The sequence below is a fragment of the Nocardia sp. NPDC059764 genome, from assembly GCF_042732555.1.
Lineage (GTDB): Bacteria > Actinomycetota > Actinomycetes > Mycobacteriales > Mycobacteriaceae > Nocardia.
Window position 1 is genome coordinate 1 of sequence record NZ_JBHWHH010000351.1, and the last position, 1,709, is coordinate 1,709.

Below are 1,709 nucleotides of genomic sequence, written 5' to 3' on the forward strand. Positions count from 1 at the left end.
CGTTCGGATTACACCGGGGTGTGGATCAGCCGAGGCTGAAGGGCTGGCCCCACAGGGTGACCCAGCTGATCACGTTGTCGGTCTCGACCTCGACGCTCACGAAGGCGCGCGCCTGGGCGTAACCGCCACAGCCGTTCAGGCCGATGGTCTCGTCCGACCAGGTGACCGAACCGCTGGTGCCACTGAAAGCGTTGCGCTTCTTGTGGATTTCGTGGCCGAAGTCGTCCGGCATCTCGAGGTCGAGGATGTAGAACGACTTGGCCTGACCCGGACCCAGGGTCAGGTTGGCGCCGGAGTTCACGCCGCCGGTCGGGGTGGCGTTGCCACTGCTGTCCCAGCTCGCACCGCCTTCCGCACCACCGCTGACGCCGCCGCCGTCGATGGTGACCTGGCAACCCACGACATAACCGGGGTAGATCTTGCCGCCGGTGGCGGTGGTGTCGCCGGAGATGTTGACCTGCGCCGACGCCGAGACCCAGGCGTTGCGGTGCACGGGGGTGGCACCCAGCGACGGGCTGATGTTGGCGGACTCGCCGACCAGCTTCACCGTGACGACGGTGCCGTCGGACAGGGTCTGGGTGAGCTCGCCGCCCGGCAGCGGCACGAAGGTGTCGGCATTGGCCGCACCGGTGGAGAACAGGCCAAGGGCCGCGGTGGCGACGGCACCGACACCGGCCACCCGCGCCATTGTCTTACGGATGTTCATATCTGGTTGTCCCTCAGATTTGGTTCGCTTGCGCGAGAAAGGATTTGGCGGGCGGAGACCACTTAGCCGATGCTGAACGGCTGGCCGTAGAGGGTGGTCTTGGAGTAGTGATCGCCGATGACCTCGACGACCGTGTACGCACGCGCCTGGGCGTAGCCCGCGCAGCCCTGGATCTGGATCTCGGCGTCCCGGTACTCGACCGAGTAGGTACCCGCCTTGGTGATGTCCTTGTAGTCGATCTGGACGAACGCCACCTGGCCGGGGCCGAGGTTGACGCCGATCGAACCACCGATGCTCGCGCTGTCGAGGTTGATGCTTCCGGACACACCGGCAGAGATCGCGTCCTCACCGATGGAGATCTGGCAGCCGACGATGTAGCCGGTGTTGATCTGCGAGGTGCCGTGGGTGGACGAGTTGTTGCTGCCGGGGATACCGACCGGGCCGTTGTTCGGACCGACTGTGCCCTCGGGGGTTTCGGTGACCACCGCGGAGGCGGCGCCGCTCACCCACACCACACGGCCGGCACCGTTGGCAGCGAGCGACGGCGACACGATGGCGTGCTCGCCCGTCCGGGTAATGGTGACGGTGCCCGCCGGGTTCACCTTCTGGCCGTCCGGCAACGGCACGAAGGTGTCAGCGTTAGCGGCACCAGTGGAAAAAAGGCCGATGGCCACGGCCGCGGCCGCGCCGATGCCCGCAAAACGGGCCGCGGCACGCACACCGTGGGTGCGGTTCTCGCTCATACTTCCCCTCATCAGGTTCTTGCGATCAACCTCGACCACCGAGGTTGAAAAGGGACCCTTGCGGATTCCCCGGTTGAGTTTGTCGCCACATTGTTGCCACTGTGTTACTCGTTACAAATTCTTTTCTCGTAGCGACGCTGGGCACTTTACATCACAGCTGTGAGCTCTGAGACGTGAGCGAACAGGATCGACCACTCGCCGACACAAACCCGCAGGTATGCAGAGAAAGTCGTGGATAGCAAAAGTGGACTTGTGCTTTT

The 1,709-nt window shown here is 64.5% G+C and carries 2 protein-coding genes; both read right to left on the reverse strand.

The annotated features are described in order from the left end of the window. Nucleotides 1-25: 25 nt before the first annotated feature. Nucleotides 26-706, reverse strand: a complete 681-nt coding sequence (locus tag ACFV4K_RS35610; RefSeq protein WP_379092729.1) for an MspA family porin — start codon at nucleotides 704-706, stop codon at nucleotides 26-28. Nucleotides 707-768: 62 nt separating this feature from the next. Further along, nucleotides 769-1,449 (reverse strand): MspA family porin, encoded by a 681-nt coding sequence (locus ACFV4K_RS35615; RefSeq protein WP_379280686.1) that lies wholly within the window; start codon nucleotides 1,447-1,449, stop codon nucleotides 769-771. Nucleotides 1,450-1,709 lie beyond the last annotated feature (260 nt).

Excerpts from the sequence above, each read along its gene's own strand:
- ACFV4K_RS35610 (WP_379092729.1), bottom strand. The coding sequence starts at position 706 with ATGAACATCCGTAAGACAATGGCGCGGGTGGCCGGTGTCGGTGCCGTC.
- ACFV4K_RS35615 (WP_379280686.1), bottom strand. The coding sequence starts at position 1,449 with ATGAGCGAGAACCGCACCCACGGTGTGCGTGCCGCGGCCCGTTTTGCG.